Genomic DNA, 15,364 nt, shown 5'->3' with positions numbered 1-15,364 from the left:
TTCTTCTCCGTGCGGGGACCGCGGTCACAGCGAACGCGCGACCAGTTCCTTCATGACTTCGTTCGTGCCGGCATAGATCTTCTGGACGCGCGAGTCGGCGTACATCCGGGTGATCGGGTACTCCAGCATGTAGCCGTATCCGCCGAACAGCTGCAAGCACCGGTCGATGACCGCACATTGCATGTCGGTAACCCACGCCTTGGCCATCGACGCCGTCGCGGCGTCGAGTTCGCCGCGCAGGTGCTTGACGATGCAGTCGTCGACGAAGGTTCGCGCCACTCTTGCGATGGTCGCGCAGTCCGCGAGTTCGAACCTGATGTGCTGCATGGAAAACAGTGGCGCCCCATAGGCGTGACGCTGCTTGGTGTAGGCGACGGTTTCGGCGACGGCGGTTTCCAGCGTCGACACGCCGATGATGGCGATGATCAAGCGCTCGTGGGCGAGCTGCTTCATCGCGTAGCCGTAGCCGGCGCCTTCCTCGCCCAGCAGGTTGCCGGCGGGGACCCGCACGTCGTCGAAGAACAGCTCCGCCGTGTCCTGAGCTTTCATGCCCAGTTTGTCCAGCACGCGCCCGACTCGGAAGCCCCGCGCGCCGGCGGTTTCCAGGACGAGCAGGGAGACGCCCTTGGCGCCGGCCGAGGGGTCGGTCTTGACCACGAGCACGATCAGGTCCGCGCTGGCGCCGTTGGAGATGAACGTCTTGGATCCGTTCAGCCGGTAGTGGTCACCGTCTCGGATCGCGGTGGTGCGCAGGGCTTTGAGGTCCGAGCCGCCCCCGGGCTCCGACATCGCGATCGCGCCGATGTATTCGCCGGTCGCCATCTTGGGCAGCCACCGCCGTTTCTGTTCCTCCGTGCCGTAGGCGAGCAGGTAATGCGCCACCAGGCCGCTGTGCACCTGGTTGCCGAATCCGCTGTCGCCGCATTCGGCCTGCGCCTCGAGGATGGCGAAATCGTGGGCCAGCGTTCCGCCGCCCCCGCCGTACTCTTCCGGAATCGATGCGCACAACAGCCCCAATCGACCCGCGGCCAACCAGAACTCACGGTCGACGCACTTTTGCCGCTCCCAGCGTTCCCGGTTCGGAACGGCCTCGGCCTCGAAAAACTTGATCGCCATGTGTTTGAGGTCGGCGACCTCGTCGTCGACCCATGGCGATCGGTGTACCGCGCCCACATTTTCTCCTAGATGTTGACGCCGCCGCCGCAGACCAGGGTCTGCGCGCTGACGTAGTCCGATTCGGGCGAGCACAGCAGGTAGACCGCGCCCGCGGCTTCGGCCGGGGTGCCGGCCCGTCCCAGTGGGATCAACTGTTCCATCGCGGCGAGCAGATCCGGGTTGACCCCGACCTGAATCTCCTTGCCTTGCACGGTGATCTTGCCGCCACCCGCTGACACCTCGGTGAGCCGAGTCTTGATGAATCCGAACGCCACCGCGTTGACGGTGACGTTGTAGCGGCCCCACTCCTTGGCGAGGGCCTTGGTGAGGCCGAGGATGCCGGCCTTGGCCGAAGCGTAGTTGGCCTGGCCGGCGTTGCCGCCCACGCCGGCCAGCGAGGAGATGTTCACCACCTTGCGGCACGGCACCGGCTCGCCCGACGCCTTGGCCTGCTTGACCAGTCCGCTGATGACAGGCTGCGCGGCGCGCAGGATGTGAAAGGGGGCCTTGAGGTGGACGTCCAAAATCGCGTCCCACTGTTCGTCGGTCATCTTCTGGATCACCGAATCCCAGGTGTAACCGGCGTTGTTGACGATGATGTCCAGGCCGCCGAAGGTGTCGACGGCCGTTTGCACGAACCGCTCTGCGAAGCCGGCGTCGGTGACACTGCCGATGCAGGTGACGGCCTTGCCGCCGACCGCCTCGATGGCGGCGAGGGTCTCCGCGGCGGGGTCGGCGTCGAGGTCGTTCACCACGACGTGGGCCCCTTCGGAGGCCAGCTTGACGGCGATTTCGCGCCCGATGCCGCGGCCCGAACCGGACACGATCGCGACCTTGTTGTCCAGAGTTCCCATGTTCGACAGCGCCTTTCGGTTATAGGGCGACAACGGCGTCGCCGGTGAGGGTGGTGGTGCCGTCGGGGAGCCGCACGGCCAGTTCGACGGTGGCGCGCCGTTCGCCGTCGACGTCGTCCATGTGCGTGACCCGGCCGGTGCAGGTCGGTTCGCCGTGCACCGGGGTGATCGCCACGAAACGGACCCGGTAGGCGCGGATCCGCTGCTGGGGAACCCAGTTCGTCAGCAGCCGGCCCAGGTAGGCCATGGACAGCATTCCGTGAGCGAACACGTCCGGCAGGCCGACCGACTTGGCGGCGTCGAGGTCGACGTGCATCGGGTTGTGGTCACCCGAAGCGCCGGCGAACAACGCCAGCGTCAGCCGTGAGATCGGCGCCACCTTCAGCGGTGGCAGTTCGGTGCCGACGGTTACGGTTTCGGCGAGTGTCATGGTGTGACCCCGAGGTTCTGGATGACGATGACCGATTGCAGTTCGGCGACCGCCGTCCCGTCGGCGCGGGTGATCGCGGTCTCCTTGACCACGAATTCGAGCGCGCCGCCCTTTTTGGCGTAGACGTCGGTGATGCGCGGCGTGGCGACGAGTTCGTCACCGGGGTAGGCGATCGCGTGGTAGGTGAAGGACTGCTCGCCGTGCAGAACCATCCTCAGGTCGACGCCCAGTGATGCGAGGAACGCGAACGGGTCCGGGCTCTCCAGTTCGACCGAGAACAGGAAGGTGGGGGGCGCCGGAATATCCGGGTGGCCGGCCGCTTTGGCGGCGTCGACATCGGTGTAGACCGGGTCGGTCTCGCCGATCGCCTTGGCGAAGAAGCGCAGCCGCGCTCGTTCGACGGTCAGCGTGGTGGCCGGCAGGGTGGTTCCGATGACGGCCTTGTCGAGCGCCACGGTCACGCGACCTTCTCGTAGAGGGTGACCACGGCCGCCCCGCCCAGTCCGATGTTGTGTTGCAGCGCCACGCTGACATCGTCGACCTGCCGTGCCCCCGCCTGGCCGCGTAGCTGCCACACCAATTCGGCGCACTGCGCAAGGCCCGTCGCCCCGAGGGGATGTCCCTTGGAGAGCAGTCCGCCCGACGGGTTGGTCACCACGCGTCCGCCGTAGGTGTTGTCGCCGTCGAGGATGAATTTCTCCGCGGTGCCCTCTGGAGTCAGTCCCAGGCCTTCGTACGTGAGCAATTCGTTGGCGGTGAAACAGTCGTGCAGTTCCACGACCCGGATGTCTTCCGGCGCCACACCAGAGGCTTCGTAGACCTGATCCGCGGCGGCCTTGGCCATGTCGTAGCCCACGACCTTGATCATGTCGGCGCCTTCGAAGGTGGAGGGAAAGTCCGTCGTCATCGCCTGAGCTTTGATGGCGACCTGCGGCGACAACCCGCGCTTGCGGGCGAACTCCGAGCTGACCAGGACCGCGGCGGCGGCGCCGCAGGTCGGTGGGCAGCACTGCAGCCTGGTGAGCGGCCCGTAGATGTGCGGCGATGCCAGCACCTCCTCGACGGTGACCTCGTCCCGAAACACCGCGTAGGGATTGTTCTTCGCGTGCCGGCGCGCCTTGACCGAGATCCGGGCGAACGTCGCGGGGTCGGTGCCGTACTTGTCGGCGTACTGGCGGCCGGCACCACCGAAATACTGGGCGGCCATCGGCGCGGCATCGTCCCACCCCTGCGCGGCCCGGGTGGCGTCGTCGAAGCGGGTGAACGGACTGGGCCGGTCGGTCCACATCGATCCCAGCGCGCCGCGCTGCATCTGCTCGAACCCCAGCGCCAGGACGCAGTCGGCCGCACCGTTCTCGATGGCCTGGCGCGCCAACCACAGCGCGGTCGAACCGGTCGAGCAGTTGTTGTTGACGTTGACGACCGGGATGCCGGTCTGCCCCAAGCCGTACAAGGCCGACTGCCCTGATGTCGAGTCTCCATACACATAGCCGACATAGGCCTGCTGAATCGACGCGTACTCGACGCCCGCGTCCGCGAGCGCTGCATGTGCCGCATTTTGCGCCATAACCTGGTATGTCTCGGATCGACTCGGGGTGGTGAAGGGAATCATCCCGACACCGGCCACCAGCACACGATGAGTCATGATTCCTCCGCTAGAGACTAGGAAATATTCACTTATGTCTAGCAGGAGACGCGGGCAGAAGCAAGATGGATTTGCGCGACGGGGCGGGTGGACGCGCCGGCCCCTAGAATTCTTGGCGGCTGACGGCTAGACGCTGCGGTGCGCGAAATGGGGAGGTCGACAGTGGACGCACAACGGCGTGACTGCGCGATCAGCGTGCTGGGCGGTCCGACCACGGTGGTCGACATCGCGGGGCACCGGATCGTGATGGACCCGACGTTCGACCCGCCCGGGGTGCATGCCTACCTGACGAAGCTGACCGGTCCCGCCGTCAGCCCCGAGGCGCTCGGCCGGGTGGACGCGGTGCTGATCAGCCACGACCAGCATCCCGACAACCTGGACGACGAGGGCCGGCGGATGGCCCTGGCCGCACCGCTGGTGCTCACCCACCCCGGCGCCGCCGGGCGGCTCGGCCCGCCGGCGGTGGGCCTGGCGCCGTGGCAGACCTATGAGCTGTCCGAATCGCTTGCCGTGCAAGCCGTTCCGGCGACGCATGGCCCCGCCGACGGCCAGCGCGACGACGGCGGCCACGTCAACTGCGAGGTGACCGGCTTCGTGCTGTCCGGATCCGGGCTGCCCACGGTGTATCTCAGCGGCGACAACGCCTCGATGGCGGTGGTCAAGGACGTGGCCGATCGGGTGGGCGACATCGACGTCGCGGTGCTGTTCGCGGGGGCGGCCCGGGTGCCCACCAAGGAGCGCGGCCGGCCGCTGACCCTGACCGCGGCGCGCGCGGCCGCCGCGGCCGAGATTCTGGGCGCCCGCGTCGTCATACCCGCGCACGTCGACGGCTGGGCCCACTTCAGCGAAGGCGCCGACGAGTTCGCCGCGGCCTTCGACCAGGCCGGCATCGCCGAGCGGTTGCGGGTCGCGCCCCACGGGGAGTGGATCGACTTATAGCCGCCCCTCGACGCGCAGGTCGGGGTGCACCCAGTCGGGCGAGCGGCGCTCCTTGAACGCGCGGAAGCCCTCACGGGCCTCGGCGTCGCTCAGGCTGCTGGTCATGCCGATGCGGTCGTAGAGGCCCAGGTAGCTGTCGATGCTGGACTTGATGATCCCGCGGGCCCGCGGTGCGGTCCGACAACACTGGGCGAGTAGCTCTTTCGCGGTGTCGAGCAGGCCCTCGTGCGGCACGACGCGGGTGACCAGCCCCCAGTCCAGGGCCTCGGCGGCGGTCAGCACCCGTCCGGTGAACATCAGGTCGCGGGTACGCACCGGCCCGATGACCCGGGCGAGCATCTGGCTGTAGTAGGTGTCGGCGTAGCCGCGGAACAGCTCGGGCACCCGGAAGGTGGCGCGGTCGCTGACCACCGACAGGTCGCTGCACAGCGCGATCTGGAATCCGCCGCCCTGGCACAGGCCGTTGACCGCGGAGACGACGGGTTTGGCCGACGTGCGCACCGTGTCGAACGGCGTGACGTCCATGCCGAGCGCGCCGCCGAAGGTGATCCAGTTGTCCGTGGCTCCCCCGCCGCCCATGTCACCTCCGGGCGCGAAAACGTCCCCGGTCCCGGTGATGAGGAGCCCGGCCAGGTCCGGGTCCTCGGCGACACGTCCGACGGCGTAACGGATCCCGAAGTACATCGCGGGAGTCAGGGCGTTACGCGCTTCGGGACGGTCGATGGTGCACACCGCGATCGACCCGTGGCGCTCGAAGGTGAGGTATGGCGTGCCGAGCCAGTCCCCCTCCGGCGGGCGGGGGGTGTCCTGCTGGGTGGGGGGAACCTGGGCCACGGGATTCCTCTCGGGTCGGTCGCTACTGTCGCTCTTACCGTAGCGGCGACCTACCGATATGCCAGCGTGGCCGTCCCGGTCGTCACCGACGCGTCCGCGATCACCTCGGCCAGTTTCACCTGCAGCGTGGCCGTGGTGTCGCCCACCGGCTTGTCGCAGTGCCTGCACTGCGCGCTGAACTGCGGCTGGTCATCTTCATCCGGCCAGAACCGGCGGGGCCCCACCATCGCGCCGGGATCGTATTGAACCGCCTGATGCGGGGCGTCCTTGACGATCCGGCCCACCGGATGGCCTTGCGGGCATTCGAGTTTCAGGATACCGATGCCTTCCTGGTTGCCTGCCATTCCACCGTCCTTTCGTGTTCTGCCGTCAACCGAGGCCCGCGTCGATGAGCAGCCGCGGCAATCCATGCTGCGTGCACAGGGTGCGCACCGCCGCGATGTCGTCCTGCGCATCGGCGCCGCGCCCCGCGGCGCCGACGGTTTCGACGAGCAACAGGCGGGCTTGCAAGGCGGCCAGCGGCCGGGCGGCCGGGTCGATTCCGGCCAGCAGGGCGGCCGCGCGGCGGCACGCCTCGTCCCGGTCGTCGCCGGCGTGGCTCCGGGCGAGCAGTCGGATGCCGGAGGCGGCGTCGAGTTCGGCGGTGAGGGTGGCGATGCCGTCGCCGGCGCGCGGAATGCCGCCCCCGGCACGCAGCCGGGCGGCCTCGGCGGGGTCGATCGGCAGCCCCTGCCTGACCCGCTCGTGGGTGATGGCGGCGGCCAGGCGCGGTAACCGCAGCTTCTCGGCCACCGCCATGCCCGCGTCCAGACGGCCGGCGGCGGCCTCGCGATCGCCCTGCGCGGCTTTGGTTTTGGCGCCGACGACATAGCGCGCCACCAGGTAGTCGACTCCGCCCCCTTCGGGGCCGAGGTGATAGCTCTCCTCCAGTAGCTCCGCCGCCTCGTCCAATTCGCCGGTCTCATAGAGCATTTCACCGAGCACGGCGCCGGCGATCCGGGCCGCGTAGGAGTGGGGCCCCACCGCAGTGCCGGTCTCGAACGCCTCCCGGAAACGGCGCAACGCGAGCGGGATGTCGAGCTGCTGGCGGGCGGCGATGCCGGACCAGCTGCGGGCGTAGACCGCACCGACCGCGCCGACCTGCTCGTTGAAGGGCTCGACCCACTCCAAGAGGCGCTGCGCGGCAGGGAAGTCGAAGCGCTGAATCGCCGCGAACGCCAGGGCGATGGCGGCGGCCTGGGGCAGCACCGGGCGCAGTTCGTGCGCCCTCGACATCACCTCGGCCAGCAGGCCCTCGAGCCCGTCGGTCCGGTCGGCATAGATCTCGGCCACCGCGCGCACCACGTTTGCTTCCAGTGTCAGCTCGGCCCGCCTCGCCTCGGGCAGGTCGGCCGTGGCCAGGGCGGCGGTGAAGCGATCGAGCGCCGCCTCGGTGGCCCGGCTGCGGTGCAGCAGGATGTTCGCCCACGCCACGGGGAGTTGCAGCAGCGGCCTCGAGGTCACCAGCTGCGGCGGCAGCTTCTCGACGAGGCCGAGGAAGGTGGTCATGCGCGACTGGTTGATCAACGCTCTGGTCTGGATGTCCTCGACGAGGTCCACCGCCCGGCCGGTCTCCCCCGCGGCCAGCGCATGGTCGACGGCCTCGCTGATGTGGCCGCGCTCGGCGAACCATGCCGACGCCGTGCGGTGCAGGTCGTTGAGGCGGCCGGGGTTGTCGCGTTCGAGCCGGCGGCGCAGGAATCCGGCGAACATCTGGTGGTAACGAAACCATTGGGGCTCATGGTCGATGTGGCGCAGGAACAGGCCGCGGCGCTCGACGTCTTCGAGCATGGCGTGTCCGCCGGCGACGCCGGCCAACACCGATGCCAGCTCACCGCAGATGCGTTCGGTGATCGAGGTCGCCATCATGAAGTCCACCAGTTGGGGGTCGAGGATGTCGAGGACGTTCTCGGCGAGGAACTCGCCGACCGCTTCGCTTTCTCCCGACATCCGACTCACCAAAGCGCCGGCATCGCCACCGCCGCGCAGGGAGAGTTTCGCCATCTGCAGGCCGGCGACCCACCCGTCCGTCGATGCGGTGAGGGCCGCCACGTCGCTGCCCGCCAACTGCAGCCCGACCGCCTCGTTGAGCAGTGACCGCGCCTCGTCGGTATCGAATCGCAGCTTTTCACAATCGATCTCGACCAGTTCATCGCGAACTCGTAACTTGCTCAACGGCAGTCCGGCCCGCGACCAGCTGGTCACGATGATCTGCAGGTGATCGCAACCGTGGTCGATCAGATACCGCAGGGCGTCGATGCTGTGGGCGTCCGATACCCGCTGCCAGTCGTCGATGACCAGTGTGACGGGTTCGCCGGTCTCGTCGATCGCGTCGATCAGCGAGGTCAACACGTAACGGGTCGCCTCGTCGCCGCGCTGTTCGAGTAGCTGCTCCAGCGGTTCGGCCAGGGTGGGACGCACGCGCCGGATCGCGGCGAGCAGGTGGGCGAGGAACCACACCACGTTGTTGTCGTCGTCGTCGACGGTCAGCCAGGCCACCGTGACGCCGTAGTCCGTCAGTTCGGCGCGCCATTGGGCGACCAGGGTGGTCTTGCCGTACCCCGACGGCGCGTACAGCAGGATCAGCCGCCTGCGCCCGGCCGCGCGCAGCAACGCCGTCAACCGATCGCGCGGGACCAGCGATTGAACCGAGGCGGGAGGACGGTATTTCGTCGCCGGCGCCGGCGGCGTCGGCGTGGCGTCGCGCCGATGATCCGAGGCCCCCGCACGTGGCGAGCCTGCGCGCCTCAGCTCGACCGGCACCACCATGTCGTCGGTGGGGATGCGGTGGCGGCGCTGGACCTCACGCAGCTGCTCACCGAATTCGAGAGCCGTCCCCGGCCGGCGCGACGGATCGCGGATCATGGCGGTCTCGATGACCGCGACGACGTCGTCGGGCACGCCCCGATCACGCAGCGTTTCGGGGATCGACCGGCCCATCGGCGGGTGGCCGGTCAGCGCGCAGAACAACGTCGCGCCCAACGAGTAGACATCGGATCCGGTTGTCGGAGTGGCGCCTTCGAGCAGTTCGGGCGCGATGAACGCGGGTGAGCCGATGACCACGCCCGAGCGGGTCTCGAACCCGCCGGCGATGCGGGCCAGGCCGAAGTCGGTCAGCTGCGGTTCCCCGTAGTCGGTCAGCAGGACGTTGCCCGGCTTCACGTCGCGGTGCAGGATGCCGGCCCGATGCGCCGCTTCCAGCGCGCCGGCGAGCTTCACCCCGATGCTCAGCGCCTCGCGCCAGTCCAGGGGCCCGTGAGCGCTGACCAGGCCCCATAGCGACCCCTTGCCGTGGTACGGCATCACGATGAACGGCCGGCCGCCGCGGGTGGTGCCGACCTGCAGGACGGTGACGATGTGCGGGTGCCCGGAGAGCCGGCCCATCGCGCGCTGTTCACGCAGGAATCTGTCGAGATTTTCCGGGTCGAGGTCGTTGGTCAGGACTTTGACCGCCACCATGCGGTCCAGCTCGGGCTGGGCGCAACGGTAGACCACGCCAAATCCGCCGCGCCCGATCTGCTCGACGCCGGCGAAGTCGAGTTCCGCGGCGACCCCGGCGATCAGATCCTGCTGGATCGCCTCTGCATCCACGTCGGCCATCGACGGTCACTGTCCTCGCGAGTAAAGAGGGTGCCAACCCACCGGTCGTGTCACCATAGCGCGGAATGACCTGGGGCGATGGCAGTAATTTCCGCATTACAGGCAGCGGAGGCTGTCTATATCGGGGCCACCGCTGTCGTATGGACGGACGAGTCCTGCAGCGGTATGCGCCAGCAGACGTGGATGGCGCGGTCTGGTGGGCTCGCGATCATGCACTGGCCGCCGAGGTCTTCGGCGCATTGGGCAATACTCGCCAGGCCAATTCGGCGCTGGTCGTCCGACGGGATTCCGCCTACATCACCAGTGATCTCGATGAATAGTTCGTCGGTGACACTGACTTCGACGGTGATGTTTTCGGCCCCTGATTGCCACACCGCGTTGCTGAGCACTTCGACGACAACGACTTCGGCGTGGGCGGCGAGTTCATCGCTCACGGTGGCCATGGGCCCAGCCATGCTCAGCGTGGTGACCTCGCGGTGGTCCCCGCTGAGGTGCTCGACAGCGTCCTGGATGCGCCGGGCGAAACTGCGCCGCCCGGCCGGGGGACGTTGCAGTTTGAAGATGGAGCGGCGGATGTCGTCGATGACGGCGTCCAATCCGTCCACGGATTGGGCCACCCGCGCCGCCAGCTGTGGTGAACGCAGGCGTGCGGTGACACCTTGCAAGTCCATGCCAATGGCGAAGACGCGCTGGATGACATGGTCATGCAGATCGTGGGCGATGCGGTCCCGATCAGCCAGCACGGTCTGTTCACTGGCGTGTCGTCGCGCGGTGGCTAGCGTCAGGGCGATCGCGGCGTGATCGGCGAAGTCGCGGGCCAGGTCAAAATACTCGTCGCCGAAAGGTGGCGCAGCGGCGTTACGGGCCACCACCATCACGCCCAGTGCCTGCTGCCCGGACCTCAGCAACATCACGAATGCGGGTCGCTCACCGATGTCGGCGAACGCCCGCATTGGATGGCGAAACGTATCGCTGATCAGGGCCTCACCAGACCGAAACACCTCACCGACGATGGAACCACTGACCGGAACCTCTTGTCCGAGAAGTTCCTTGGCGTGCACGCCCACTGCTGCCGACACCACCAGCTGGTCCACGTCACTGCGGGGTTGATCGGGGTCAACCGGGACGAGCACGATCACCTGCTCGGCATCGGCCAGCTCTGCGGCACGTTCGACAATCAGCTGCAGTGGCTGCAAATGAAGATCGGCGTCGGACAAGAGAGCGGCGAAAATTTCGCGGCTGGCGCTGGCTCGCCGGGCCGACGCGCGCACCGGGTCCAAAAAGATGCCGTTGTCGTTGTGAACTACCATAGCGGCCTTCCGCCACACGGTGCGTTACCGATAAGCGGTGGCTAGTCGTTGCGGCGTGCTGATCAACGCCATCAGCCCTGGCGCCTCAGCAGAACAGTTACGGCTTATACCAGCGCATCCCCGACCATCGGAGGCCATACTCTCGTGCCTGTTTGGCACCGATACTTCAACACTACATGCATAGGTCGGTGAAAGATACGACTCGCCATGTGGAGACTTGCCTAACCCGTTATGGACCCGTTGTGATCGCCGATGACTTCCGGGTAATGATCGGAAAATCCCGGCCGAACCGACAGCGCGGGGACTTACGTGAGCCTGTCAATAGGGTTGGCCGCGTGAACGATTCGCGGGGTGTGACGTCATCTCGGTGACGACGGAACGGCCTTGCCCGCGAGGAGATTCCTGTGCGGCCGCCACCAGAACATCGACGGACCGCATGATCCCGGTAGCGATGTCATCGATCGCGGGCACATTGTCGGGGCACGCACACACGCTCACATCCAGCCCGTCACCACGGGCGGTCAGCGCGATGCTCAACCCACTGTCTTCGGCCAGTGGTGCCACGCTGTACATGCCGACGACCTTGGCGCCGGCGCAGTATGCCTGCACCGGATCACCGGCAATGTGGGAGACGCTGCCATGACAGATCGGCTTGAGCTGGCGCCGCAGGCCTGATCGGGTGTAGAGCCGCATTCCCATGCGCGCTACGGCCGGCGGGGTAAGCGCAGCCATCGCCGCTAAATCGACCGTGGGAGAACAGTTTTCGTTACTACCACTACGGATCGTGTTCAGTCTTTCGGTGGCGGTATGGAGGTTGGCGAGGACCTGCACCGGGTCGGCGAGGTGTACCGGGATGCGAAGCCGCCCCATAGTCAACGCCCTGCCGACCCTAGGGGGATCCGTGGCTGGTAGCTCGAACGGCATCCGCATCAGCAGGGGGTCGTCGGGCACCTCGTCGTGCCGTTGCAGCCATGCGCGCAATGACAGTGTGCAGGCGGCTAGAACAACATTGGTGATGCTGCCCCCGAACGCGTTGCTGACCGCCTTCACGTCTGCCAGCGGGATCGAGGCCAAGGCCACTGCACGTCGCCTGGTCAGCGGCGCGTTGAAGACCGTGTGCGGCACCGGCCCGCTCATCGACGATGCCAGCGGTTCCGTCGGGGCCCCTGCGCGCATGCGGCGCAGCCGACCACTCACGGCCTGCAGCACACCAGATACCGTCTCGGCGACCAGCCACATTCCGGCGACATGGTTTTCGATGATCTCCGTCATCACGTCGGTAACGAGTTCGCCTACGGAGGGCGCCGAGCCGAAGCCCGGCTCGGCCGGCAGATTGTCGGCCGGGTCGGCGTGCGGTCCGGTGGTCAGCAGCCGCGGCCACACGGACGCTACTCCAGCGGCCCCGTCGTTCAGGGCAGGCGACATCTTCACGGCCAACGCCCACCGGCCGCCCGCCAGGCCATTGATACTCCACGCTTCCCACAGCCGGCTGAGGCCATCCTGTCGCCCGGCGCTCAAGTCCGCGATGAGATCGGCGAACTCCCGCCGCCCGCCGGGAGCGCGAAGCGTTGCACAGTGGATTTGCGGAGAGGGGTCGTAGTCGTCAATCTCGGCCCACACGGGCTGCCCCACGCCCAGCGGCTTGGTCACCAGACGGCTCCGAAACCGCGCCAGTTGCGGCAGCGACGCGGCCACCAGTCGGTGTAGCCGCTGGTGGCTCAGCTGATCGGACGCATCGATGATCACCAGCGTGACCGTGTGCGCGGGCATCTCCGAACTTTGGGTGTGCAGCGACAGCGCATCGGTCCCCGACAATCGCATAACCATCGGCGCCCCCCTTTCGTGCAACGAAACCTCTTGATTCACAACCTCTATCAACGCGTGCCAACAGTGATGCGGACAGCATCATGAGCACCGGCGGCGCCGTCGTCGTCGGTGACGATCTGTTCACTTCGGTTGTGCCAGTTACTTCTTCAATTCGTTGGGCCGACTCTCGAGTCCGATACCGAAGTCGCTGATGGCCCTCGGTCGGCAATCGTCATAGCCGCGTTGCTAATTCCCAGCGGGCGCGCGCGGCGGTCCTCTTCGTGCGGTTTTCGCGGTCTTTCGCGCTGATCATGAGCAGGGTATCGACGCTCGACACGTCGCCAGGCGCGGCGGCTGCCGTCACGATCCCGTGCGCCTGATCGGGGCCGAGGTGAAATGGGACAACCAGCAACGCAAGCTTATCGCCTTGGCAGTCAAGGACTTCCACCGTACTTGGCGGATGGCCGCGGTCTCCGTCAAGTCGGACCACCCGTCCCCCGCTCACCAGTTCGGCGGGCGTTGCCCTCCATTCGGTGTTGTTGTACTTCACACAACTGATCGCGCCCAGACGCATCGACAGGTCGGCGATCAGATCAGGCAGTTGTGTCAGCAGGTCATCACTGCGTGGCCACCATGCACCATCCACATACCCGCTGCCATGCGCGGTGGGTTTCAACCGAAACCGCGGCGCGGGGATGCCCCGTGTCGTGGCCCACCTCGAGCTGTTGCGGGCTTGCCCTAGCGTCACCGCGACGCTCCCGTCTTGACCGCGAGACCGGCCAAATTCGAATCGGCGGCGACATGACCCACAACGATCACAAACGGAATACCGCCGATGCGTTGCAGCCTACTCCGATCTGGGCAGGGTCAAAGCCATGGAACGGCTGACCCCCTGCGGTTGCGACGAGCCGGCGACGGGCCGTCGAGACCCACGGTCCGCGCCGAAATACGTGCGCTGTAGAGGAGCCCTGCTGCGTTGGTACACACAGTGAAGATTCGACGGCGGCCGGTCTGGTGCTGGCTGCTCAACACCACAGTTGCGCACCAACGGCCATCTAGCAACAGACTTCGAGTGCAACCTGCTCACATCGGTCGCCGACACCCAGGGTAAGCCATATACGGCAAAGAGAGAAGATTGAAACGTGGCCACTTGTCGGCCGGTGTCACGCACAAGGATGATCCCCGGGGGGCGGACGGGTGTGCAGGGTGCACGCCATTCCTGCCCCGCGCCGCCGCACGGCTGGCGGATGCGGGGCGACTGGCGCATCATCGCGCTATGAGACGCGAAGTGGGCGCCGAGCTCGAAGTCGAAATCACCGCACCCACAACGCTGGAGTTTCAGATCGCAGTCGCCCCGCATCCACGCACTGAGGTCTCCGAATCGCTGCGTTTCGTCTTGAATGGACGGCCCGTCCAGCCGTTGGACGTCAGCGGTGTGCACGGCAACCGTATCCACAAGTTCGACGCGGAGGTGGGCACCCTGAGAGTCGACTACGCGGCGACGATCGTGGGTCAAACCGATCCGGCTCCGGTGACCGAATACGACCTGTCGATGTATCTGCGACCCAGTCGCTACGCCGAGGCCGATAAGTTCTATGGTTTCGCCGCAACCGAATTCGGCACCTACGGCGATTCGGCGACGCTGCTGGAGAATGTGAGCTCGTGGGTGGGCACCAGGCTGAACTATGTGCCCGGCTCAAGCGATCCGATCGACGGGGCGGTGGAAACCCTGCTCTCCGGCGAAGGTGTGTGCCGCGACTACGCGCACCTGGTGGTGGCGCTGCTGCGTGCGGTCAACGTCCCGGCCCGCCTGGTATCGGTGTACGCGCCCGGGGTGCATCCGATGGACTTTCACGCCGTGGCCGAGGCTTTTGTCGAGGGGCAATGGCGGGTGGTCGATGCGACGCTGCTGGCTCCGCGGCAAACCCTGGTGCGGATAGCCACAGGGCGGGACGCCTCAGACACCGCGTTTCTCGATAATCACGGAGGCGCGATCACGCTGAACCAGCTGGTGGTGACCGCCGTCGTCGACGGCGACCTACCGCGGGATTCGATCGACCACCTCGTTTCCATCCGTTGAGACGCCCGACCGCTGGTCGCGACCAGCGCGCCGCGGTTCGGTTCTGGACCACCCGAGTAGTGTGGGAACCATCGGCGATACTTCGTACCTGACTATTCAAGCCATCTCGTCGCCGATTCGAATGATTTGGCCGGTCTCGCGGTCAAGACGGGAGCGTCGCGATGACGCTGAAACAAGACCACACGGATGCCGGGCGACGGCAAACCCCACCGGCACACACACCGCGCCTGAGGCTAAAGCCCAAGGCGCCCCAAAGCGGGTATGTCGATGGCGCATGGTGGCCGCACGGTGACGACCTGACGACGGAGCTACCGGATCTGCTGGCAGTGCTGTCGGTTCGACTCGGGCCGATTGGCCGCGTGATCTACAACGTCAACGAATGGGCAAAGCCGCCCGCCAAGTTCGCGGCCGGGGGACGCATGGTGCGACTCGACGGATACCACCGCCAGCCGGTCGACACCATCGAAGTCCTCGGCCTCAATCGCAACAAAATCGTCCTGTTGGTGGTCTCCCCGCACGCCGACCCGGACCAGGCGCACACCATCATGATGGCCGCGGCCAGCCCGAACAATGGCTCGACCGTCGAGGGCCTCATGATCAGCCCGGAAGAAATGGAGGCCCCGGTATAGACCCGTGCAGGGGCTCGTCGCGCAAATCACTGGGAATCAACAA

At 66.9% G+C, this 15,364-nt stretch carries 14 protein-coding genes; 3 read left to right on the top strand and 11 right to left on the bottom strand.

Annotation, left to right across the window (positions count from 1 at the left end):
* Positions 1-24: 24 nt before the first annotated feature.
* The 5 genes from G6N37_RS03470 to G6N37_RS03450 are packed head-to-tail and all read right to left on the bottom strand — an operon-like array spanning position 25 to position 4,084.
* Positions 25-1,173 carry an acyl-CoA dehydrogenase family protein gene (locus G6N37_RS03470; RefSeq protein ID WP_197745723.1) on the bottom strand — a complete coding sequence of 383 codons (1,149 nt, stop codon included), beginning with the start codon at positions 1,171-1,173 and terminating at the stop codon, positions 25-27.
* Between the two features lie 8 nt (positions 1,174-1,181).
* Positions 1,182-2,009, bottom strand: a complete 828-nt coding sequence (locus G6N37_RS03465; protein ID WP_163675934.1) for an SDR family NAD(P)-dependent oxidoreductase — start codon at positions 2,007-2,009, stop codon at positions 1,182-1,184.
* 19 nt (positions 2,010-2,028) lie between these two features.
* A complete protein-coding gene (locus G6N37_RS03460; RefSeq protein ID WP_163675931.1) occupies positions 2,029-2,439 on the bottom strand; it encodes a MaoC/PaaZ C-terminal domain-containing protein in 411 nt (136 codons plus the stop codon).
* Positions 2,436-2,894 (bottom strand): MaoC family dehydratase N-terminal domain-containing protein, encoded by a 459-nt coding sequence (locus G6N37_RS03455; RefSeq protein ID WP_163684538.1) that lies wholly within the window; start codon positions 2,892-2,894, stop codon positions 2,436-2,438. The genes G6N37_RS03460 and G6N37_RS03455 overlap by 4 nt, the downstream gene beginning before the upstream one ends.
* 2 nt (positions 2,895-2,896) lie before the next feature.
* The gene (locus G6N37_RS03450) at positions 2,897-4,084 is read right to left on the bottom strand and encodes a lipid-transfer protein (RefSeq protein ID WP_163675927.1); all 1,188 of its coding nucleotides are present in this window, start codon (positions 4,082-4,084) and stop codon (positions 2,897-2,899) included.
* A 162-nt stretch (positions 4,085-4,246) separates the two neighbouring features.
* Here G6N37_RS03450 and G6N37_RS03445 point away from each other — a divergent pair, with 162 nt between their 5' ends.
* Entirely contained in the window at positions 4,247-5,023 is a 777-nt protein-coding gene (locus tag G6N37_RS03445; RefSeq protein WP_163675924.1) for an MBL fold metallo-hydrolase, read from the top strand.
* On the opposite strand, the gene G6N37_RS03440 is transcribed toward G6N37_RS03445, so the two are convergent.
* The 6 genes from G6N37_RS03440 to G6N37_RS03415 all read right to left on the bottom strand — a co-directional run bounded on the left by G6N37_RS03440 (position 5,018) and on the right by G6N37_RS03415 (position 13,288).
* Positions 5,018-5,857, bottom strand: coding sequence for an enoyl-CoA hydratase/isomerase family protein (locus tag G6N37_RS03440; protein ID WP_163675921.1), 840 nt, complete (start codon positions 5,855-5,857; stop codon positions 5,018-5,020). The two genes, G6N37_RS03445 and G6N37_RS03440, sit on opposite strands and share 6 nt — an antisense overlap.
* A 50-nt stretch (positions 5,858-5,907) precedes the next feature.
* Complete coding sequence (locus tag G6N37_RS03435) at positions 5,908-6,201, bottom strand: hypothetical protein (protein ID WP_163675918.1); 294 nt, start codon at positions 6,199-6,201, stop codon at positions 5,908-5,910.
* A 25-nt stretch (positions 6,202-6,226) separates the two neighbouring features.
* On the bottom strand, positions 6,227-9,496 hold the full coding sequence (locus tag G6N37_RS03430; protein WP_163675915.1) for a serine/threonine-protein kinase: 3,270 nt from the start codon (positions 9,494-9,496) through the stop codon (positions 6,227-6,229).
* A 116-nt stretch (positions 9,497-9,612) separates the two neighbouring features.
* Positions 9,613-10,806 (bottom strand): GAF domain-containing sensor histidine kinase, encoded by a 1,194-nt coding sequence (locus tag G6N37_RS03425; protein WP_163675912.1) that lies wholly within the window; start codon positions 10,804-10,806, stop codon positions 9,613-9,615.
* A gap of 318 nt (positions 10,807-11,124) precedes the next feature.
* On the bottom strand, positions 11,125-12,633 hold the full coding sequence (locus G6N37_RS03420; protein ID WP_163675910.1) for a wax ester/triacylglycerol synthase domain-containing protein: 1,509 nt from the start codon (positions 12,631-12,633) through the stop codon (positions 11,125-11,127).
* A gap of 211 nt (positions 12,634-12,844) precedes the next feature.
* Positions 12,845-13,288 (bottom strand): DUF5994 family protein, encoded by a 444-nt coding sequence (locus tag G6N37_RS03415; RefSeq protein WP_276066523.1) that lies wholly within the window; start codon positions 13,286-13,288, stop codon positions 12,845-12,847.
* A 600-nt stretch (positions 13,289-13,888) separates the two neighbouring features.
* Between G6N37_RS03415 and G6N37_RS03410 the strand changes: the two genes are divergently transcribed.
* A complete protein-coding gene (locus G6N37_RS03410; RefSeq protein ID WP_174813787.1) occupies positions 13,889-14,692 on the top strand; it encodes a transglutaminase-like domain-containing protein in 804 nt (267 codons plus the stop codon).
* A gap of 161 nt (positions 14,693-14,853) precedes the next feature.
* Positions 14,854-15,321: a DUF5994 family protein gene (locus G6N37_RS03405; RefSeq protein WP_163675905.1), complete on the top strand. Its 468-nt coding sequence runs from the start codon at positions 14,854-14,856 to the stop codon at positions 15,319-15,321.
* The last annotated feature ends 43 nt before the right edge of the window (positions 15,322-15,364 follow it).

The organism is Mycobacterium seoulense (genome assembly GCF_010731595.1).
GTDB lineage: Bacteria > Actinomycetota > Actinomycetes > Mycobacteriales > Mycobacteriaceae > Mycobacterium > Mycobacterium seoulense.
Note: the sequence above shows the minus strand (reverse complement) of the source record. Positions and strands in the feature narration are given on the sequence as shown.

What these genes read in the sequence shown, in the direction of transcription:
- G6N37_RS03420 (WP_163675910.1), bottom strand. Translation starts at nt 12,633, where the DNA reads ATGGTTATGCGATTGTCGGGGACCGATGCGCTGTCGCTGCACACCCAA.
- G6N37_RS03425 (WP_163675912.1), bottom strand. Translation starts at nt 10,806, where the DNA reads ATGGTAGTTCACAACGACAACGGCATCTTTTTGGACCCGGTGCGCGCG.
- G6N37_RS03460 (WP_163675931.1), bottom strand. Translation starts at nt 2,439, where the DNA reads ATGACACTCGCCGAAACCGTAACCGTCGGCACCGAACTGCCACCGCTG.
- G6N37_RS03430 (WP_163675915.1), bottom strand. Translation starts at nt 9,496, where the DNA reads ATGGCCGACGTGGATGCAGAGGCGATCCAGCAGGATCTGATCGCCGGG.
- G6N37_RS03465 (WP_163675934.1), bottom strand. Translation starts at nt 2,009, where the DNA reads ATGGGAACTCTGGACAACAAGGTCGCGATCGTGTCCGGTTCGGGCCGC.
- G6N37_RS03410 (WP_174813787.1), top strand. Translation starts at nt 13,889, where the DNA reads ATGAGACGCGAAGTGGGCGCCGAGCTCGAAGTCGAAATCACCGCACCC.
- G6N37_RS03405 (WP_163675905.1), top strand. Translation starts at nt 14,854, where the DNA reads ATGACGCTGAAACAAGACCACACGGATGCCGGGCGACGGCAAACCCCA.
- G6N37_RS03450 (WP_163675927.1), bottom strand. Translation starts at nt 4,084, where the DNA reads ATGACTCATCGTGTGCTGGTGGCCGGTGTCGGGATGATTCCCTTCACC.
- G6N37_RS03435 (WP_163675918.1), bottom strand. Translation starts at nt 6,201, where the DNA reads ATGGCAGGCAACCAGGAAGGCATCGGTATCCTGAAACTCGAATGCCCG.